The 19,927-nt window shown below is 62.8% G+C and carries 17 protein-coding genes; 4 read left to right on the top strand and 13 right to left on the bottom strand.

The window, feature by feature from the left end; genetic code table 11:
- Positions 1–26: 26 nt before the first annotated feature.
- The 4 genes from EIY71_RS17685 to EIY71_RS17670 all read right to left on the bottom strand — a co-directional run bounded on the left by EIY71_RS17685 (position 27) and on the right by EIY71_RS17670 (position 6,141).
- Positions 27–3,197 (bottom strand): efflux RND transporter permease subunit, encoded by a 3,171-nt coding sequence (locus tag EIY71_RS17685; RefSeq protein WP_134022536.1) that lies wholly within the window; start codon positions 3,195–3,197, stop codon positions 27–29.
- Positions 3,194–4,447 (bottom strand): efflux RND transporter periplasmic adaptor subunit, encoded by a 1,254-nt coding sequence (locus tag EIY71_RS17680; RefSeq protein WP_134022534.1) that lies wholly within the window; start codon positions 4,445–4,447, stop codon positions 3,194–3,196. The genes EIY71_RS17685 and EIY71_RS17680 overlap by 4 nt, the downstream gene beginning before the upstream one ends.
- Complete coding sequence (locus tag EIY71_RS17675) at positions 4,444–5,700, bottom strand: TolC family protein (RefSeq protein WP_102686737.1); 1,257 nt, start codon at positions 5,698–5,700, stop codon at positions 4,444–4,446. Before EIY71_RS17675 ends, EIY71_RS17680 begins: the two co-directional genes overlap by 4 nt.
- A gap of 99 nt (positions 5,701–5,799) precedes the next feature.
- The gene (locus tag EIY71_RS17670) at positions 5,800–6,141 is read right to left on the bottom strand and encodes a hypothetical protein (protein ID WP_102686736.1); all 342 of its coding nucleotides are present in this window, start codon (positions 6,139–6,141) and stop codon (positions 5,800–5,802) included.
- A 158-nt stretch (positions 6,142–6,299) separates the two neighbouring features.
- Between EIY71_RS17670 and EIY71_RS17665 the strand changes: the two genes are divergently transcribed.
- A complete protein-coding gene (locus tag EIY71_RS17665) occupies positions 6,300–8,684 on the top strand; it encodes a DUF3772 domain-containing protein (RefSeq protein WP_102686735.1) in 2,385 nt (794 codons plus the stop codon).
- A gap of 41 nt (positions 8,685–8,725) precedes the next feature.
- On the opposite strand, the gene EIY71_RS17660 is transcribed toward EIY71_RS17665, so the two are convergent.
- The 4 genes from EIY71_RS17660 to EIY71_RS17645 form a co-directional block, all read right to left on the bottom strand.
- Positions 8,726–8,890: a DUF2986 domain-containing protein gene (locus EIY71_RS17660; RefSeq protein ID WP_102686734.1), complete on the bottom strand. Its 165-nt coding sequence runs from the start codon at positions 8,888–8,890 to the stop codon at positions 8,726–8,728.
- Between the two features lie 52 nt (positions 8,891–8,942).
- Positions 8,943–9,638, bottom strand: coding sequence for a tRNA (adenine(22)-N(1))-methyltransferase TrmK (locus EIY71_RS17655; RefSeq protein ID WP_102686733.1), 696 nt, complete (start codon positions 9,636–9,638; stop codon positions 8,943–8,945).
- Between the two features lie 105 nt (positions 9,639–9,743).
- Positions 9,744–10,340, bottom strand: coding sequence for a LysE family translocator (locus EIY71_RS17650; RefSeq protein WP_085747449.1), 597 nt, complete (start codon positions 10,338–10,340; stop codon positions 9,744–9,746).
- A 51-nt stretch (positions 10,341–10,391) separates the two neighbouring features.
- Entirely contained in the window at positions 10,392–11,228 is an 837-nt protein-coding gene (locus EIY71_RS17645; protein WP_134022532.1) for an AraC family transcriptional regulator, read from the bottom strand.
- A gap of 167 nt (positions 11,229–11,395) precedes the next feature.
- On the opposite strand from EIY71_RS17645, the gene EIY71_RS17640 reads away from it, so the two are divergent.
- Positions 11,396–11,590 carry a PLDc N-terminal domain-containing protein gene (locus EIY71_RS17640; RefSeq protein ID WP_041475233.1) on the top strand — a complete coding sequence of 65 codons (195 nt, stop codon included), beginning with the start codon at positions 11,396–11,398 and terminating at the stop codon, positions 11,588–11,590.
- Between the two features lie 211 nt (positions 11,591–11,801).
- Positions 11,802–12,866: an alpha/beta fold hydrolase gene (locus EIY71_RS17635; RefSeq protein ID WP_134022530.1), complete on the top strand. Its 1,065-nt coding sequence runs from the start codon at positions 11,802–11,804 to the stop codon at positions 12,864–12,866.
- A 21-nt stretch (positions 12,867–12,887) separates the two neighbouring features.
- On the opposite strand, the gene EIY71_RS17630 is transcribed toward EIY71_RS17635, so the two are convergent.
- Positions 12,888–13,913: a GlxA family transcriptional regulator gene (locus EIY71_RS17630; RefSeq protein ID WP_134022528.1), complete on the bottom strand. Its 1,026-nt coding sequence runs from the start codon at positions 13,911–13,913 to the stop codon at positions 12,888–12,890.
- A 353-nt stretch (positions 13,914–14,266) separates the two neighbouring features.
- Between EIY71_RS17630 and EIY71_RS17625 the strand changes: the two genes are divergently transcribed.
- On the top strand, positions 14,267–15,577 hold the full coding sequence (locus tag EIY71_RS17625) for an MFS transporter (protein ID WP_129972612.1): 1,311 nt from the start codon (positions 14,267–14,269) through the stop codon (positions 15,575–15,577).
- Between the two features lie 60 nt (positions 15,578–15,637).
- On the opposite strand, the gene EIY71_RS17620 is transcribed toward EIY71_RS17625, so the two are convergent.
- The 4 genes from EIY71_RS17620 to EIY71_RS17605 form a co-directional block, all read right to left on the bottom strand.
- A complete protein-coding gene (locus EIY71_RS17620; RefSeq protein ID WP_007955412.1) occupies positions 15,638–17,626 on the bottom strand; it encodes a U32 family peptidase in 1,989 nt (662 codons plus the stop codon).
- A gap of 258 nt (positions 17,627–17,884) precedes the next feature.
- Positions 17,885–18,265 carry a RidA family protein gene (locus EIY71_RS17615; RefSeq protein WP_065261325.1) on the bottom strand — a complete coding sequence of 127 codons (381 nt, stop codon included), beginning with the start codon at positions 18,263–18,265 and terminating at the stop codon, positions 17,885–17,887.
- A 101-nt stretch (positions 18,266–18,366) separates the two neighbouring features.
- Complete coding sequence (locus EIY71_RS17610) at positions 18,367–19,098, bottom strand: DUF72 domain-containing protein (RefSeq protein ID WP_134022526.1); 732 nt, start codon at positions 19,096–19,098, stop codon at positions 18,367–18,369.
- The gene (locus EIY71_RS17605; RefSeq protein ID WP_134022524.1) at positions 19,095–19,526 is read right to left on the bottom strand and encodes a DNA methylase; all 432 of its coding nucleotides are present in this window, start codon (positions 19,524–19,526) and stop codon (positions 19,095–19,097) included. Before EIY71_RS17605 ends, EIY71_RS17610 begins: the two co-directional genes overlap by 4 nt.
- Positions 19,527–19,927 lie beyond the last annotated feature (401 nt).

The raw sequence follows: 19,927 nt of genomic DNA, 5'->3' as shown, positions 1-19,927 counted from the left end.
CGCACCGGTTTTTTTTCGTCGCCGGGTTACGGCTGGATGGAAGCATCGGCGCTTTGAGGTGACTTGTTTTCAGCGGGCAACCGTCGACGGCGCATCAGGCGATACGCCGCCGGTATGACAAACAGGGACAACAGCGGCGCCGTGACCATGCCGCCGACCATGGGCGCGGCAATGCGGCTCATGACTTCGCTGCCGGTGCCGCTGCCCAGCAGAATCGGCAACAGGCCGGCGATGATCACGGCCACGGTCATCGCCTTGGGGCGCACGCGTTGCACAGCGCCTTCGCGAATCGCCGCGACCAGTCCACGTTCAGAGTGGTCGCCGAGGCCTTCGCGCTCGGCCCAGGCGTTTTTCAGGTAGAGCAGCATGATCACGCCGAACTCGGCCGAAACCCCGGCCAGCGCAATGAAGCCCACACCGGTGGCGACCGACAAGTTGTAGCCCAGCAAATACAGGAACCACGCACCGCCGCTCAATGCGAACGGCAATGTGGCCATGATCAGTAGCGCCTCATCGAAGCGAGCAAACGTCAGGTAGAGCAGCACGAAGATGATCAGCAGCGTGGCAGGCACTACCAGTTTCAGCCGCGCATTGGCCCGCTCCAGAAACTCGAACTGCCCCGAATAGCTCAGGCTCATACCGGGCTGCAATTTCACCTGTTCATTGACGGCGCGACGCAGATCGGCCACCACCGAAGCGATGTCCCGCCCGCGCACGTCGATGTACACCCAACCGGACGGCCGGGCATTCTCGCTCTTGAGCATCGGTGGGCCGTCCGTGACCTTGATCTTCGCCAGCATGCCGAGGGTGATCTGGCTGCCGGAAGGCGTGTAGATCGGCAATTGCTCCAGGGCGCCGGGCGAATCACGCCACTCTCGTGGATAACGGATGTTGATCGGAAACCGCGCCAGCCCTTCGATGGTTTCCCCGACGTTTTCCCCGCCAATGGCACCGGCAACGATGGATTGCACATCGCTGATGTTCAGCCCGTAGCGGCCGGCGGCGTTGCGGTCGATATCCACGTCGATGTAGCGCCCACCGGTCAGGCGCTCGGCCAGTGCCGAACTGACACCGGGCACACTTTTGGCCACCCGCTCGACGGCCTGGGTTGCGGCGTCGATCTGGGCCAGGTCGTTGCCGGCGACCTTCACGCCGATCGGGCTTTTGATCCCGGTGGCGAGCATGTCGATGCGGTTGCGGATCGGTGGAATCCAGATGTTGGTCAGGCCCGGCACGCGCACCACGCGATCCAGTTCTTCCACGAGTTTTTCCGGGGTCATGCCTGGGCGCCATTGATCGTGGGGCTTGAACTGGATCGTGGTTTCGAACATTTCCAGCGGTGCCGGGTCGGTGGCGGTTTCCGCGCGGCCAGCCTTGCCGAACACGTGCTCGACTTCGGGCACGGTTTTGATCAGACGGTCGGTCTGCTGCAACAGTTGCGCGGCTTTTTGCGCCGACAAACCCGGCAAGGCCGAAGGCATATACAGCAGATCGCCCTCGTCCAGCGGTGGGAGGAATTCGCCACCAAGCCGCGAAATCGGCCAGGCCGCGCTGACGAATACCAGCAATGCCACCAGCAGAGAGAGTTTCGGCCGCCGCAACACCGCATCCAGCGCCGGCTGATAGATCCGGATTAACCAGCGGTTGAGCGGATTGTGGCGTTCATCCGGAATCCGCCCGCGAATCCAGTAGCCCATCAGCACCGGCACCAGCGTCACCGACAATCCCGCAGCTGCTGCCATGGCGTAGGTCTTGGTGAACGCCAGCGGACCGAACAGCCGCCCTTCCTGGGCCTGCAAGGTAAACACCGGAATGAACGACAGCGTGATGATCAGCAAACAGAAAAACAGCGCCGGCCCCACCTCCACCGCCGCGTCGGTCATCACTTGCCAATGACGCTCGCCCTTGAGCGCCTGCCCCGGATTGGCCGCGTGCCACGCTTCGATTTTCTTGTGGGCGTTCTCGATCATCACCACCGCCGCATCGACCATCGCACCAATGGCGATGGCGATCCCGCCCAACGACATGATGTTGGCGTTCAAGCCCTGATAACGCATCACGATGAAGGCGATCAGCACGCCCACCGGCAACGAAATGATCGCCACCAGCGAAGAGCGCAAATGCCAGAGGAAGATCCCGCACACCAGCGCGACGACGATGAACTCTTCGAGCAGTTTGTGGCTGAGGTTTTCCACGGCGCGATCGATCAGCTTGCTGCGATCGTAGGTGGTGACGATCTCCACGCCGGGCGGCAGGCTGCTTTTCATGTCATCGAGTTTGGCCGCGACCGCCGCAATGGTCTCGCGGGCGTTCTTGCCGCTGCGCAGGATTACCACGCCGCCGACGGTTTCGCCCTGGCCGTCCAGCTCGGTGATGCCCCGGCGCATATCCGGCCCGGTCTGAACCGTTGCGACATCGCCGAGAGTTACCGGCACCCCGCCAGCACCGAGTTTTAACGGGATCGCCCGAAAGTCATCAAGGGTTCTCAGGTAGCCCGATGCCCGTACGATGAACTCGGTTTCGGCCATTTCCAGCACCGCGCCGCCGGTTTCCTGATTGGCCTTGCCGATGGCTTCGCGCACCTGCGCCAGGGTGATGCCGAGGCTGGCCAGCCGCACCGGATCGGGCTGCACCTGATACTGCTTGACCATGCCGCCGACGGTGGCGACCTCGGCGACGTTAGGCAGGGTCTTGAGCTCGAACTTGAGAAACCAGTCCTGCAACGCCCGAAGCTGCGCCAGATCATGCCCGCCGCTGCGATCCACCAGAGCGTACTGATAGATCCAGCCAACGCCGGTCGCATCCGGACCCAGCGCCGGTTTGGCGCTGACCGGCAATCGACTCTGGATCTGGCTCAGGTACTCCAGCACCCGCGAGCGCGCCCAGTATTGATCGGTACCGTCCTCGAACAGCACGTACACGAAGCTGTCACCGAAGAACGAATAACCGCGCACGGTTTTCGCCCCCGGCACCGAGAGCATGGTGGTGGTCAGCGGATAGGTCACCTGATTTTCGACAATCTGCGGCGCCTGTCCGGGATACGGCGTGCGGATGATCACCTGCACATCCGACAGATCCGGCAGCGCATCGATCGGCGTGCTCTGCACCGACCACACGCCCCAGCCCGTGACGAACAGCGTTGTCAGCAGCACCAGAAAACGATTGGCGACGGACCAGCGAATCAGCGCGGCGATCATGGCTGACTCCCCGAAACGTTCCCGCTCGTTTCAAGCGGCTCGGCGACGATGCCCTTGAGGCTGGCCTCGGAATCGAGCAGGAACTGGCCGGACGTCACGACGTTCTGCCCTTCTGCCAAGCCGTCGAGGATCACCGTTCTGCCGGCGCTTTCCTGGCCGAGCCGAACCTCCACCGGGCGATAGTGCCCCGCGTCTTCGGCGAGCATGACCAAAGTCCGCTTGCCGGTGCGGATGACGGCTTCACTCGGCACCCACAATTGACTCTGCCCGGTTGATCGACTCAGCCGCACTTGCGCCGTCATCCCCGGCCGCAAGTGGCCATCGGCATTGGCCAGCTCGACCCGGACGCGCAGGGTGCGGCTGTCTGCGTTGGTGTCCGGCAGAATCACGCTGACCACTCCGTTGAAAACTCTGCCGGGAAAGGCCGGCAGGCGCACTTCGACGGCCTGCCCCACGGCAACCGAACCGGTCTGCGATTCCGGCACCGCCACAGCGAGCCAGACACTGTTCAGCCCGTTGACCCGCGCCAGGGTTTCACCGCTCGCCACGGTCATGCCCGCCCGCACATCGAGTGCTTGCAGCACACCGCCCAAAGGGCTGGTGACCGTCAGTTCGGACTGCACCTTGCCGCTGCGCTCCACTTGAGCAATCAGGCTCGACGGCATCCCGGTCAGCCGCAAGCGCTGGCGCGCCGCCGCGATCAGGTCGGCATCGCCGCTGCGTCTGAGCGCCAGAAACTCGCTCTGGGCCGCCGTCCATTCCGGCACGAGGATATCGGCCAACGCCGCGCCAGCCGTCAGCACATCCCCCGGCGCTCGGGCGTAGACTCGCTCGACAAACCCATTGGTGCGCGCCTGGATCACCGCGACATCGCGCTCGTTGAACCCCAGCACACCGCTCACATCGAGGTTTGAGGTGAAGGCGCCGCGACTGACCGGCGCTACACGCAGACCGAGGTTCTGACTCAGCCCCGGATCAATGCTGACGGTCGCACTGCCCTCCCCGCCGCTGGCGTATCGGGGCACCAGTTGCATTTCCATGAAGGGTGACTTGCCCGGTTTGTCGAACTTTTGCTGCGGGTACATCGGGTCGTACCAATACAAGGCCTTGGGCTCGGTGCTCGGCGCTGGGGCTGGGGCTGAAGCCGGCACGCCCTTCATTCGCTGATAAGCCAATCCGTAACCGCCACCCACGCCCACCGCCAGCGCGAGGCCGGCCAGCCACACGCCGTTCCATTGTTTACGGTTCACAGGCTGGTCTCCCCATAAGCGAAATGCAGACGCGCAGCGGTCAGCGCGCGTTGTTCTTCCATGTCGATCTGTTTGAGGCGGGCCTCGATGAGTTCGCGGCGGGCGTTGACCACCGCGTTCAAATCGCCCTGGCCGGCGCGATAACTGGCCAGGCTCAGATCGACTTTCTCTCTGGCCAGCGGCACCAGGCTTTCTTCGGTGCGGCGTACGGCCCGATCGAGGCGCTGGTAATCGGCCAACTGGTTTTCCAGTTGTTCGGTGTGCTCGCGGGACAGGGCCTCGCGCTCGGCTTGCAGTTGGCTGACCTCGGCCTGTCTGGCGGCGATTTTCGGGTTCTGCCGCGTCTCGGGAAACAGCGGCAGATCCCAGGAAAACTGCACGCTGACCATGTCGCCAAACTCGCGGCCCCGATGCTGGTAATCCACCTCCCAGCTCCAGTCGGATTTTTTCTCGGACACCGCCTCTTGCACCCTGGCCTGGGCTTCGCGGGTCATGGGCGCGAAAGCAGCCAGTTCGGGATGGTGTTGCAGTTGATGATTGAAGGTCGAGGCATCGACCGGCCACACGGGCAAACCGCCCTCGGGCTTGTCGTTGGCGGCGGTGCCGATCCAGCGTTTGAGCGCGGCTCGGGCCTGGGTGCGCTCGAGGGTCAGGTTGTCCTGTTGCTCGGCGAGTCGGGCCGCCTCCTGCTTAGGCGTTACCGCGTCGGCAGGTTGCGCGCGGCCACCGGCGATCTGCGCCCGGACGGTCTCGCTCAGCAGACGGTTTTCCTTGAACAAGTCCTGGAACAACGCTTCTTTGCGCTCGACCGAATAGCCGCTGATCCACGCCAGCGCCGTCGCCTGACGCACCTTCAAACGCTCGACACGGCGCTCGGCCGCCGCGCGCTCAATAGCGGCGTCGGCAACTTCGATGCGCGCCTTGCGTTTGTCTGCGTTGGGCATCTCCTGCCGGTAACCGACCATCTGCATGGTCATGAAGTCCTGATCGACGCTCCAGCGATCCGGGCCGCCCACGGGGTAGTTCTGCAAACCGAGCAACAACTTGGGATCGGGCAACTCACCCGCCGGAATGGCCGCGCTGCTGGCGGCCTGGATTTTCTGATCTTGTGCGGTCAGCGACGGCGCATTGTTTTCGGCCAGCCGCAGCGCTTGATCGAGTGTCAGCGCGGCGGCGAAACCCGGCCACGCGAGCACGCTTGCCGCAAGGCCGGCCACCAGAGGCCAACCCGTGCAATTGCACTTGAATGTCATGTTTACGATTCCTGTGATCGTTCACTGCGCGCGGCGAAAAACACGCGCACAGCCAAATCACTCCGCCTGGGCGGAATGAGCTTCAAGGGGAGACAGGAATCAGGTGCGGGGCGGTCGCCAGACCCCGGACGGGGCCGCTAGCGGCAGGGAATCAGTGAAGAACGAATGCGTGACAGGGCTGAATACGGTAACGGGCGGCTTGAGGATCGCGACTTGCAGCAGGCCGCCGGTCTTGCACTCCTGGCCGGGTTTGCAGGGGGAGCCATGGTCGGCAGGACTCTTCATGTCCTTGCAGCAATCCATGTTCATGCCGTCCATCATCGCCATGCCCATTGTTTGCATCGGGCACGGTTCTGTCGGTGCCTGCACGCCCGCCATCCCGCTGAGGGGAAGCGCCAGGCTGATCAGGAAAACGAGACAAAACCGCAGATAGCGTTTCATGGCCGGGAGTCTAGTCGTGAAAACGGGCGCCTACAATCGGCTGCCCAGCGATCTCACCGGACACGCATTAAGCCAGGATTAGCAGCAAAAAATGATGCAGCAGGCGCCCTATCACCTAACCTCAATGCTTGTGTGATCAACCGGAATCGCCCAGTCCCATGCGTAATGCATTGAAGTCATTGATGTTCATCGCTCTGATCCTGCTTGGTTCGGGGTTGGCGGCGGTATCGGCCGCCGATGTGTCCGGCACACCGGATGTCAGCACCGGCGCCCCGCTCCCCGGCGTCACGCAAAGCGATCTGCAGGCCTTGCAACTACGCCTCGACGGCCTCAAGCAGCAGATCTCGTCCGCCAACAATTACAACCAGCTCGAAGGCCCGCAGGACCGGGTGCAGACGTTCATTCTGGACATCGATCGGCTATCGGCCTCGCTGTTGCCGCAGCAGGCGCAACTGACCGTGCAACTGGGCGTGCTCGGGGCCGCGCCGGCCGAAGCGGTCGCCGCTGAACAAGCCGATATCGCCGCGCAACGGGCGACGTTGATCGAGCAGAAAACCAAAGTCGATACGGCGTTGAAGAACCTCGCCACCCTCAAGCAAAACGCCACGGAGCTGATCACCCAGATCGCCGGTATCCGCCGCACGTTGCTCGAAAGCGAGCTGACGCTCAGCACCCACAGCATTCTGAATCCCGGCTTCTGGGCTCCCCTTGTCAATCCGTCGGCGGATGACCGCCAGCGTCTGCGCTCTTTCGTCGATCAGGTGCAACAGACCGGCGCCGAAGCCTGGCAACCGGGTCAGCGACTTTACACCGCCCTGCTGGTGGTGCTGGCCTTCGTCGTCTGGACGCTGGGTCGGCGACTGGCCGACCGCTGGCTGGCGTGGGTGTGCATTCACCGCATGCCGGAGGGTCGACTGCGCCGCAGTTCGCTGGCGTTCGCCTCGGCGCTGGCGACACTAGCGACCACCGCCATCGCCCTGCAACTGCTCTATTACGCCTGCACCCGCCATGTGCCGTTGCCGCCGATGCTGGCGACATTTTCCGAGGAGTTCGGGAAAGTGGTTTATGCCTGCGTGCTGATCACGGGACTCAGCCGCGCGTTGCTCTCGACCGAGCACCCGTCCTGGCGACTGCCGGCGGTGGCTGACCCGGTGGCGCTCGCGCTGCATCCCTACGCACGGATCCTCGCCGCGACGCTGCTGGTGCTGGTGACGGCGGTGCAAGTCAGCAATGCCGCCGGCATGAGCAGTCAGATCGTGCTCGCAGGCAGAGGCATCATTGCGCTGGCGGTGCTGGGTATCGTCACCACGCTGCTGATGCGCGTCGGCAGGTTGCGCAAAACACTGGCCGCAGCCGGTGACACCCAAGTGGCGGGCAACACCTTCGCCGGGGTGGTTTACACCGTTGCCACCCTGGCGATGGTGCTGTCGTTCGGCGCCCTGCTGACGGGTTATGTGTCGCTCGCGCGGTTCATCACCTACGAACTGGTGTGGGCGTTTATCGTGTTTTCCGGGTTTTATCTGCTGATGCAACTGCTCAGCGACAGCTGCGAATACTTCTTCTCGCCCCGCCACTCCAGCGGCAAGGCGCTGAAACAGCTGCTGGGGGTCGGCGACCGGCGCCTCGAACAGGCCTCGACCCTGCTGGCCGGTTTCGGTCGGGCTGCGCTGTTGCTGCTGGCGGTGATCACTCTGTTCGTCGGCGGGATCGGCACCACACTCGGCCAACTGGCCAACAACATCGGCACGATCCTCGGCGGTGCCGGCCTGCGCAAACTGAACATCGTCCCCGGCCATTTGCTCAACGCGATGCTCGCGCTGCTGATCGGCATCTACCTGATCCGCGCCCTGCGCCGCTGGCTCGACAACGAGTTCCTGCCCAAGACCGACATGGACCCGGGCATGTGCGCCTCGCTCAGCACGCTGTTTTCCAACATCGGTTATGCGGTGGTGATCCTGCTGACCCTGTCATCGCTGGGCGTGCAATGGACCAACCTGGCGTGGATCGTCAGCGCCCTGTCGGTGGGCATCGGCTTCGGCTTGCAGGAGATCGTGAAGAACTTCGTCTCGGGGCTGATCCTGCTCACAGAACGCCCGGTCAAGGTCGGCGACCTGATCAGCATCAGCGGCGTCGAGGGCGACATCCGCCGGATCAACGTGCGCGCCACCGAAATCCAGCTCAGTGACCGCTCGATCGTGATCGTGCCCAACTCGCAGTTGATCTCGCAGAACCTGCGCAACGTCACCCTCGGCGGCAGCGCCCAGGGCGTAGCGACGCTGGAGCTGATGTTCCCGCTGGATATCGACCCCGAACAGGTGCAGAACCTGCTGTTCGACACCTACAAGGAACACGAAACCATCCTCGAAAAACCGGCACCGTTCGTGCGCTTCAGCAAGCTGACGCCGGACGGGATTACGTTGACCGTGACCGGGTATGTGGCGAGCCCGAGGATTGTCGGGACGACCAAGAGTGATTTGTTGTTCGAGATTCTCAAGCGGCTGGGGGCGGCGGGGATTGAGCTGGCGAAGCCGCCGAGTACCTGATGAAAAACCTATGGGGTCTGTACTGCTGCGCGCCTGCCTGATCAGGCCTCAGTGGTGTCAGTCGACTCCGGCGCCGCTTCAGCCTCCAGCTTCAAGCGATCCGCCTTGCTGATGTACTTCGGTTTGTTGCTCTTGGGTGCCAGTTTGGCGTTGGCCTTTCTGGATTTTTCCTTGAAGAGCTGTTGCAGTTTTTTCTGACGGTTCATGGTGTTTTGGCCTGCTTGAAAGTTGTTGGATGATATCAGCGTTGGGCCTGCTTCACCCCAGCACGTCAGTAATCCAGCGCACCTGCTGCGTCAGCTCCTGCACCTTGTGTTCACAAACGGCATGCCGAGCCCGTCCAAAGTGAGCCAGCGTCTGCTGCTTGTGCCGCAGCCGGTGCTGCCACTTGCTGACAAACGCCGGACTGCGCGCCTGCAATTGCAATGGCCCGAAGAACAATTCCTCGGCGGTATACCTCACCGGCTCGCCCCGCTCGGCCACGATGATTTCGTAGTCGAAACGGTTCTCCCGCAGGATTTCTTCGCAAAGGATGCGGTACCCGTTGTCCATCAGCCATTGCCGCAGCGGTTGTTCGCCGCCGTTGGGTTGCAGGATCAGGCGCTCGCGGCCGCTCAGGCGCGCCTTGCCGGCTTCGAGGATGTCGCGGATGGTTTCGCCGCCCATGCCGCACACGGTAATTGCCGTAATCCCGTCTTCCGGTTCGACGGCCATCAAGCCATTGGCCAAGCGCACGGTGATCTGCTGCTCAAGATCGTTGTCGCGCACGGTACGTTGCGCCGAACGGAACGGCGTCTCGGCCATCTCGCCCGCCACCGCCGCCGCGATCGCGCCACGGCGCATCAGGGCCACCGGCAGGTAGCCGTGATCCGAGCCGATATCGGCCAGCCGCGCACCGGCGGGCACGTGCGCCGCCACCCGCTCCAGGCGCATGGACAATGTCTGTTCGTTCAACCGCAACCCCTTTCACTCTGAACGCCCGGCGCTAGTGGCCGGATCGGGGCGCGATTCTGGGGGGCAACGGCGGGGATTTCAAATTTATGTGACCAACCGCGATGCCTAGACCAACACCGTCAACCAAGCCGACAGCAACAACAAAAACGCCAGCCCGGCATTCATGCGCCGCAATGCCAGTGGCTCGCCAAAAAACCGAGCACTGCCCACGCCCAGCAGCGCCCACGCCGTCATGCACGGCAGGCAGACCATTAGAAAAACCGCCGACAACAGCAGCATCCGCGCGCTGTCGTCGCCGTTGCCGCCAAACACGCTCACCACCGCCACGGCCATCATCCACACCTTGGGATTAATCAATTGCAGGCCGACGGCGCCGAACACGTTGAAGCCGTCATCAGCCGCTGTTGCCGAGTCCAGCGACGGCGGCGTGCTGCGAAAGATCTGCCACGCCAGCCAGCTCAGCCAAAGCACGCCAGCCCAGGCCATCGCCTGCTGCACGCGGGGATAGCGCAGCAAGGTTTCTCCCACGCCGAGGCCGACCACCAACACCACCAGCGCCGCCGACACACACGCACCGAAGATGATCGGCACTGTTGCCGTCAGGCCACGTCGCGAACTGTGGCTCATCACCAGAATATTGGTCGGCCCCGGGGTGATCGAGGCGACGAAGGAAAACAGCAGAAAAGGCAGCAACGATTCCATGACAGGACTCCCGAATCAAAACAGGAAGTCATGGTCGCGGTTGTACGGGGTTCAGTCTGGAAGGTTTGAGCAGCGCTTGCGGTAATCCGCCGGCGTCAGGTGATAGGCACGGCGGAACCAGCGCCCGAGATGGCTCTGATCGGCGAAGCCGAGGGCGCTGGCGACGGTGGCGGGTGTTTCGCCGCGCGCCAGTAACTGCCGGGCGCGGGCCAGGCGCAACTGAATCAGGTAGGCGTGTGGCGCAAGGCCGAAAGCAGCCTTGAACGCACGGGTCAGACGAAAGCGATCAACCCCGCAGGCCTGGGCCAAATCGTCCAGCCCGATGTCCTCGAAGGCGTGCGCATGCAGATAATCCCGCGCCACCTGGGCCACCCATGGCAGGCGCGGATCGAACGGCTGGCGCTTGCGCCAGTCGAGGTGGGACGTCAGCGCACCGAGCAAGGTGTCGATGGCGGTCTGGCGCACGATGCGCAAGTCGCCTTGATGCAGGGCGTTGAAGGCCTGATTGATGGCCGTGGACAGGCGTGAATCCTGACTCAGGGTATCGGTGAACCCGAGTTGGCTGTTGTCCGGCGCATGCTCGAACAGCACGCGCAATTCGCGCTCCAGCCAGTGCGGGTCGAGGTAGAGCATGGAATAGGTGAAGCCCTCCTCCGTGGGCGCGTGCCCGTCGTGGATCTCACCCGGTTCCAGCATGAAAATCTTGCCCGGCGTACTCAGATGGCGCACGCGTCGGCAATGAAACTGCTGCACGCCCTGCTCGGTGACGCCCACCAGAAAGCTGTCATGCCAGTGCGGATCGTAGGCATGGCCCTGGAAATGGGCACGAATCGACTCGATCCCGGTGTCGGCATCCTGAGACAAGTCGATCCAGTTGCGTTTGTCCACGCAAGGCTCCGAAGGCAGTGGTTGTTCGTCAAGGACGTCTACGTTACCGCGACTTTGCCGATGGGTTTAGAACATTTGTGCACGTGAGCCAGGCAGGCCATTCAGCAAATTTAATGAACCCTGAGTGTCACGGCCCGCCTAAGCCAAAGACCATCAGGAGGTAGCTCATGCAAATTGAAACCACGTGGATCGTACTGGCCGTCGTGCTTTTGCTCATCGAATTGTGGGCGATCAACCGGGTGCGCAAGAGTGAAGGAAAAGCCAGCAACAAAGGCGTCTGGATCGTATTGATCGTGTTTGTGCCGCTGTTCGGGCTGATCGCCTGGGCGCTGGCCGGGCCCAAGCACGTCACTCAGGCCTGAAGCCCAAGACAAGCAAGAGCCCCGAACATTCGGGGCTTTTTGTTGGCCGCAGGTTTGTATCGCAGTGTGTACGAACGCCTCCCGGATACATCCCCGCGCATCAGCCAGCGGAAACGGAAACAGCGCAGATACGTGGCCAGTCTTTAATGGGCTCCAGATTCGAAGGGTTCAGCCAACGCCCGGCCCTCAACGATTACCAAGGAGACTTGCCATGAAGCACGCACCACACGCCACCGTCACCACCGGGAAAAACCGTCGTCGCCTGTTGGGCTTGTCGATGCTCGCCACCGCGCTGTTGCAGTTCGGCGCCTTCGCTCAAGCGCAAACTTCAGCACCGGAGCCGATCAAGACCGAAGCCGCCAGCGTCAAGGCCGATCTGCCCTTCGGCCCGCTGAAACACGTGAAGGCTGGCCTGCTGGACGTGGCCTACGCCGAAACCGGCCCGGCCAATGGCCCGGTGGTGATTCTGCTGCACGGCTGGCCGTACGACATTCACAGCTACGACGACGTCGCGCCGCTGCTGGCGGCCAAGGGTTATCGGGTGCTGATGCCGTATGCGCGGGGTTATGGCGACACGCATTTCCTGTCCGACAAGACCGTGCGCAACGGTCAGCCGGCGGCGCTGGCCAGTGACGTGATCGATTTCATGGATGCGCTGAAGATCAAGCAAGCCGTGCTCGGCGGCTACGACTGGGGCGCGCGTTCGGCGGACATCGTTTCGGCGCTGTGGCCGGAGCGGGTCAAGGCGCTGGTGTCGGTCAGCGGTTACCTGATCGGCAATCAGGCTGCCGGCAAGAACCCGCTGCCGCCCAAGGCCGAACTGCAATGGTGGTATCAGTTCTACTTCGCCACTGACCGTGGTGAGGCGGGTTACACCAAGAACACCCATGATTTCGCCAAGCTGATCTGGCAACTGGCGTCACCGAAATGGGCCTTCGACGACGCCACCTTCGACCGCAGCGCCAAGGCGTTGCAGAACCCGGATCACGTCGCGATCACCGTGTTCAACTACCGCTGGCGTCTGGGCCTGGTGCAAGGTGAAAGCCAGTACGAGGCACTGGAACAGAAACTCGCCACCGCGCCGTCGATCAGCGTGCCAACCATCACCCTGGAAGGCGATGCCAACGGCGCGCCGCACCCGGCGCCCGAGGACTACGCCAAACGCTTCACCGGCAAATACCAGTTCCGCCTGATCAACGGCGGCATCGGTCACAACCTGCCGCAGGAAGACCCGAAAGCCTTCGCTCAGGCGATCATCGACGCCGATCACCTCTGAAGCAGCACGCCAAACGGCTCGTCATTTGACGAGCCGTTTTTCCTTGGACGGGCGATAACCGAAATAGGCGCTGTAGCACTTGCTGAAATGACTCGGCGAAACGAATCCGCAGGCCACCAGCACGTCCACCTGCGACAGCTCGGTGTGTTGCAGCAGGCGCCGGGCCTCGGTGATGCGCAGCTCCATGTAATAACGCTGCGGCGTGGTGCCCAGTTGTTCCTTGAACAGCCGCTCCAGTTGACGCCGGGAGCGGCCGGCATACACCGCCAGTTGCTCCAGCTCTAGCGGTTCCTCCAGATTGGCGTCCATCAGCTTCACCACTTCACGCAGCGGCGCGCTGACGCAGAGGTTCTCGGTCGGTTTGATCCGCCGGTAACGGGATTCCTCGAACGCCAGAATGTCTTCGATGCCTTCGACCAGCGCCTTGTCGTGCAGGCCCTTGATCCAGTCCAGCGCCATGTGGAACGCGCCGGACGGACTCGACGCCGTCAAACGGTCGCGGTCAATCACATAGGGTTCGCTGCTGACCTGGGTCGCCTTGGAAATCTCCGCCAGCGCCGGTCGATGCTCCGGGTGAATCGCACAGCGATAGCCTTCCAGCACCCCTGCCCGGCCCAGGAACCACGCGCCGTTCCACAACCCGGCCAGTATCACGCCGGCCTCGGCGGCCATCTTCAGCAGATTGATGAGCTCATCGCTCGCCTTCAATTCCGTGCGGTAACCGCCGCAGATCACCAGCAGATCCAGCTCCTGCAACACGCTGGTTTCCAGACGCGCGTCCGGGCGGATCACCAGCCCCAGATCGCTGATCACTTCGCCGTCGCTGAGGCCGAAAGTTCGCGTGGAAAACAGACCGGGGCGCAGCAGATTGGCGGTGACAAGGGTGTCCAGCGCCTGGGTGAAGGCCGGCAGGGAAAAATGCTCCAGCAGCACAAACCCGGTGCGGGTCATGCGTCCCGGCCCGCTGGCGGGCTCGTTCAGGTAGCGAAGGTTCTTGCCCTTCATGCCACCGCTGAATTGGCGTCGTTCGATCAAGGTGGGGTCCATCGTTCGTTGTTATGCCGCCATGCTAACCGGCGCCGCAGCAAATTACTCGCGAACGACGCAAGCACGTCAGTGCGATCAGTGCTGAAACGGGCGAGCCTGCGTCCCAACGTCGCAGGCCCGGCACCTTGGCAAACGCCACACAAGGCTTAAAATCGCGCCTCCTCTTGCAGTCGCCCGAACGGCGCCTGCCCGCAGCCATGACAACCCTCAGGTTTGAACAGCCGGCCACTTTCACGAAGTGCGCCAGGCTCAATCGTCCTGCCCGTTCGGCGGTCGTTTGTCTTCAACACACTTCGGCTTGGCACTCGCATGCGCAGAGGCGCACGTTCCGCTGTTCGATCACTTGAGTTTTTATGACACCGCGTTTGCTGGCCATGGCGCTGGCGCCCCTGCTCGGGCTATTCATTGTTGCCCTGGGCAACGGCTTTCTGTCTTCTTTGACCACCCTGCGTCTGGGCGCGGCCGGCGAATCGGCGACGATGATCGGCATCGTGTCCTCGGCCTATTTCATCGGCCTGACCCTGGGCGCGATCTTCAACGACCGGCTGATCCTGCGCATTGGCCACATCCGCGCCTACAGCAGCTTCGCCTCGCTGATCGCCGCGACCATCCTGCTGCAGGGTCTGTTTTATGACACCTGGGGCTGGGTCGTCCTGCGCCTGATCAACGGCTGGGCCACGGTCGGCGTGTTTCTGGTGATCGAGAGCTGGCTGCTGCTGGCCGGTGACGCGAAGATTCGCGGCCGTCTGCTGGCGCTGTACATGATCGTCCTCTATGGCGCCGGCGTGCTGGGTCAGGCGTTTTTGGGGAAAATCACCGGGCTGGGCGACACGGCGCCGTTCATGGTCGCCGGCATGCTCGCGACCTTGTCGGTGCTGCCGATCGTGATCCTGCCGCGCGTTTCGCCGCTGCTGGAACAGGTCGAACCGCTCAAGCCACGGGCGCTGCTCGGCGTATCGCCCACCGGACTGGTCGGCTGCTTCGGCTCCGGCGTGACTATCGCGGCGATCTACACCCTGCTGCCGCTGTACCTGCAACGCATTGGCCTGAACGTCGGCGAAGTCGGCAGCATGATGGCCTGGACGATCCTCGGCGCAATGCTGCTGCAATACCCGGTCGGGCGCTGGTCCGACCGCAAGGATCGCCTGCAAGTGCTGACCGTGCTGTGCGCCGCGTGCACCGTGCTGTCGCTGGTGATTGTGCTGGTGCCGCTGTCCTCGGCCATGCTCGCGGCGATGCTGTTCCTGTTGGGTGGCGGCGTGTTCGCGCTGTACCCGGTGGCGGTCAGCCATGCGGCCGACCGTGCGCCGGTCGAAACGTTGGTGCCGATGATTCAGGGCATGCTGCTGATCAATTCGCTGGGCTCGGCGATGAGCCCGCTGCTGATCTCCCCGGCGATGAACGCCCATGGCGAAACCGGCCTGTTCTGGGCCTTCGCGCTGGTCAACCTGGCCATGGTGACGTTCTTCTTCTGGCGTCGCGGCAAGCGTCCGGTGCCGGCCAACCCGGCCCCGTTTGCGGCGGCAGCCACGTTCTCGCCCACCGGCGCCGAGCTGCGGGTGACCGAGGATTTGCGTCAGGCAGCACAGGACCATCCGCCGATGGTCGATGCGTTGAGCGGCGAAGCGGCGCCGCAAACAGGATCGCGCTACGAAGCCAGCTGAGTTTCTGGCGGGCATAAAAAAACCGGTGACTTTCGTCACCGGTTTTTTATTGCCTGCTAATCAGTGCGGCGCGCGCGGGATCGTCTTCATCAGATCCTCAGGGCTGATATGCCCCACCACACTGCCCGGCTGCGGCAGATTCAGGATGTGGCCCTTCATCTTGCCGATCACGTGCATCTCGCACGGTTTGCAGTCGAACTTCAGGGTCAGCACTTCATCGCCGTGAATCAGCTGCATCGGCGCGACTTTGGTTTTCACGCCGGTCACGCCTTTGGCCTGTTTCGGGCACAGGTTGAAGGAGAACCGCAGGCAGTGCTTGGTGATCATCACCGGCACTTCGCCCGCCTCTTCGTGGGCCTCGTACGCGGCGTCGATCAGCTTCACGCCGTGACGGTGGTAGAAGTCGCGGGCCTTCTGGTTGTAGACGTTGGCCAGGAACGACAGATGCGCTTCCGGGTAAACCGGCGGTGGCGTGGTCTCGGCCTTGCGCGAACCGCGCGGGTGGGCGGCAACACGGGCGGCGGTCAGCGCTTCGATCACTTCACGGCGCAACGACTTGAGCTGCGAGTTCGGGATGAAGAACGCTTGCGGCGCATCCAGTTTGATCGAGGTCGCGTGGTACTCGGTGGTGCCGAGTTGGCCGAGCAGGTCGTGCAAGGTGTCCAGCGCCTGTTCCGGTTTGTTGGCGACGCCGAACGGGCCTTCCAGCGCGACGCTGGCACTGATGCCCTCTTCGCTGGTCACGGTCAGTTCCAGACGCTCTTCACGCAGCTTCGCCAGCCAGCTCACGCCGATACGACGCTCGGCGGAAGTCTTGAGCAATGCCTGCTGCCAGTTGTGGTCGAGGTTGCGGTTCAGCGGATGGTTCGGGCGCAGCTTGTACAGGCCTTCCGGCATTTCGTTCGGCTCGACGCGGTAGCGGTAGCGCTTCTCGCCCTCTTCCTCGAACTCGCCCTTGGCTTCGGCGATGTTGGCGCGGAAACCGACCACTTCGCGCTTGACCAGCACATTGAGGCCGTCGCCGTTCGACAGCGGCTCGTGGGTGATCACTTGCATGTCACGCTTGCCGACTTTCTCGACTGTGCCCACCGCCAGACCGGTGAAGGTCGGCGAATCGAACGCGCCGATGTCGATCTTGCGCTCGCTGACGAAGTAGTCGGTGCTGCCACGGTGGAAGGTCTTTTCCGGGTCCGGCATGAAGAAATGCGCGGTGCGGCCGCTGGAAGCGCGGGCCAGGTCCGGACGGTCGTTGAGCACGTCGTCCAGGCGCTGGCGGTAATAGGCGGTGATGTTCTTCACATAGCCCATGTCCTTGTAGCGACCTTCGATCTTGAACGAACGCACACCAGCCTCGACCAGCGCGCGGATGTTGGCGCTCTGGTTGTTGTCCTTCATCGACAGCAGGTGTTTTTCGTAGGCGATCACGCCACCCTTTTCGTCTTTGAGGGTGTACGGCAGACGGCAGGCCTGGGAGCAGTCGCCCCGGTTGGCACTGCGCCCGGTCTGCGCGTGGGAAATGTTGCACTGACCGGAAAACGCCACGCACAACGCGCCGTGGATGAAGAACTCGATGGCGGCATCGGTTTCATCGGCGATCGCGCGGATTTCCTTGAGGTTCAGTTCACGGGCCAGAACCAGTTGCGAGAAACCGGCCTGATCGAGGAACTTGGCCCGCTCAAGGGTGCGGATGTCGGTCTGGGTGCTGGCGTGCAGCTCGATGGGTGGAATGTCCAGCTCCATCACGCCCAGGTCCTGGACGATCAGCGCATCGACGCCGGCGTCGTACAACTGATGGATCAGCTTGCGCGCCGGCTCCAGTTCGTTGTCGTGCAGGATGGTGTTGATGGTGGTGAAGATGCGCGCGTGATAGCGACGGGCAAATTCCACCAGTTCGGCAATTTCGCTCACCTCGTTGCACGCGTTATGGCGCGCACCGAAGCTCGGGCCGCCGATGTACACCGCGTCGGCGCCATGCAGGATGGCCTCGCGGGCGATGGCCACGTCACGGGCGGGGCTGAGCAGTTCCAGGTGATGTTTGGGCAAGGACATATGTTTTTTTAGTCAGGCTGTCACGGTCGAGGCGCGCATTGTAGCCGCGAAACGCGTGGGCGGCACGCCTGTGCTGCCGGGTGGCAGCTGCCAACTACCGCGATCACTGCCAGATCGTTCCCACGCTCCGCGTGGGAATGCAGCCCGGGACGCTCCGCGTCCCTTCCAGAGCCGAACGCGGAGCGTCCGTTGAGGCATTCCCACGCCCGGCGTCACAGATCGTTCCCACGCTCTGCGTGGGAACGATCATTACGTGGGTCAGGCCTTGGCGGCCATCGCGGTGACTTCCACCTTCATCCCTTCAACCGCCAGCGCCGCCACGCCAACCGCCGCACGCACCGGCCAAGGCTTGGCGAAGAAGCGCTTGTACACCTCGTTGAACGCAGCGCGATCAGCCATGTCGGTCAGGTAGATGGTCAGGTGCAGCACGCGGTCCATCGAGCTGCCGGCCTTTTCCAGCGCCACTTTCAGCGCCTGCAACGTGCATTCGCTTTGCGCGGTGACGTCGCCCAGTTCCAGGCTGCCGTCGGCACGGGTCGGAATCTGGGTCGACATCAGGATGCCGTTGAATTCGGTCACGTCCGAAGAGATCGAGTCTGCATCCGGATCCGGGGTGTAGGTGATGTCTTGGTTGGCCATGGGAAAGTCCTTCGCTGGCAGTGAGGACGGCGCCATCGGGCGCCGTTTCGGGCGGCCAGTTTACAGACACGCTCGCCGGTTGGAAGACCAGACATCGAGTGTCAGCCTTGCGCCAGTATCCGCCGCAGCTCCAGCGCATTGCCGATTGCCGCGCCGCTGGCGGTGTTGTCGAAGATGCACCAGGTGTCGACGCCATCGACAGCCGCCACCCGCAAATCACCGGCGAGCGTTTTCAGATACGCCGAGTCGTAGGGGCTGTGATAAATCCGTGGCGAACCGTGCAGCCGCCAGTAGCGCACGCCCGGCCAGCCGCACGGAGCCGCATCGGTGCTGATTCGCAAGGGATCAACCACCGCTTGCGCGATGCGATACGCCATCAACAGCAGTTCAGCGGCGACCCAGGATTCGTGGCGCGGCTCCAACACCACGGCCCCGGAATAACGCTGGCGCAACTCGACGAAAAAGGCCTCAGCGAGCGCTTCGTCGAACGCCAGCGACGGCGGCAACTGCAGCAGCAGACAACCCAGGCGATCGCCCAGCCCCGAGCACTGCTCAAGAAATGCGTCGAGCTCACGCTCACAGTCCCGCAGGCGCCGCTCATGGCTGATCAACTTGGGCATTTTCACGCAAAAGCGAAATCCGTCCGGCACCGATTCGGCCCATCGGGCGTAGGTTTGGCGTTGGTGCGGACGGTAGAAAGAACTGTTGATTTCCACGCCATTGAGTTGTGCGGCATAGCGTTGCAGGTGGGTGCCCTGCTCCGGGAATGACGGCCAGTATTCGCGGGGCAGGCTCCAACCCGCGCAGCCGATGAAGATCGCCGACGCACTCAAAACAGCACCTTGCCCGCTTCGCGCATAAAGATTTCCACGGTTTTCGGGCCGATGCCGTCGAAGGCTTGCAAACGCTTTTCGAAGTCCTGGCGGTCGGCGCTCGCCTCGACCATGTTCATTATCCGACCGGCATATTCTTCATTCAGTTTGGCAGCCAGCGCGAGCAGGCGCTCGGCGGTGGTTTCGTCGTAACGCACGTAATGCGCCTCGCCGAGCATCCGCACCAGTTCGCGATGGGTGCAATGGCCCAGTTTGCGCGGGGTGTCGCGCTGGTGTTGGTCGACTATCACTCGATAGGCTTCGGCGGCAATCGCGGCCTGGATTCGTTTGCCCATCAGGAAACTGGCGAGCAGCCATTTGAACAGGGCTGATTCGCTTAAAGGGTGGAGGCTGATATGCAAGTCTTCGGTGCTGATGGTTTTGGTCATGGACCTTTTGAGCGAGCTTTGGCGTGATGAGTGCGAGGTTGGCGACGAATGGCCTGGAGACGTAAAGCGTCAGGCTTCTCCTCGTTGGGCAATGATCGATAAACAGGTTTGGATCGCGCCGTTTAAAGACATGTCGGAATGCTTCCGGATGCCTACAAATCCTTGCGCCAGAGCCTACCGCTACGCCAGAATCCGCCGGCTTGTGCGCCTTGGGGTCGGCCGGTAACTTGGATCGGGTCACTGATTCGCAGTGATCGGGTTTAGCAGCCCGGCTCATCTACCTCGGTTGCACATCTCACCTTGTCAGGTTTTCGCCTGCGTTTTGCGGTGGCTGTGCGCATGGCACCTTCGGGTGCGCCGGGTTTGGTGATGACCGGTCTGCTAACTTGCGCACAGCTGCC

It is taken from the genome of Pseudomonas sp. CH235 (genome assembly GCF_004368175.1).
GTDB classification, from domain to species: Bacteria; Pseudomonadota; Gammaproteobacteria; order Pseudomonadales; family Pseudomonadaceae; genus Aquipseudomonas; species Aquipseudomonas paraglycinae.
The sequence above is the reverse complement of the archived record's forward strand: the minus strand, read 5'-3'. Positions and strand labels throughout refer to the sequence as shown.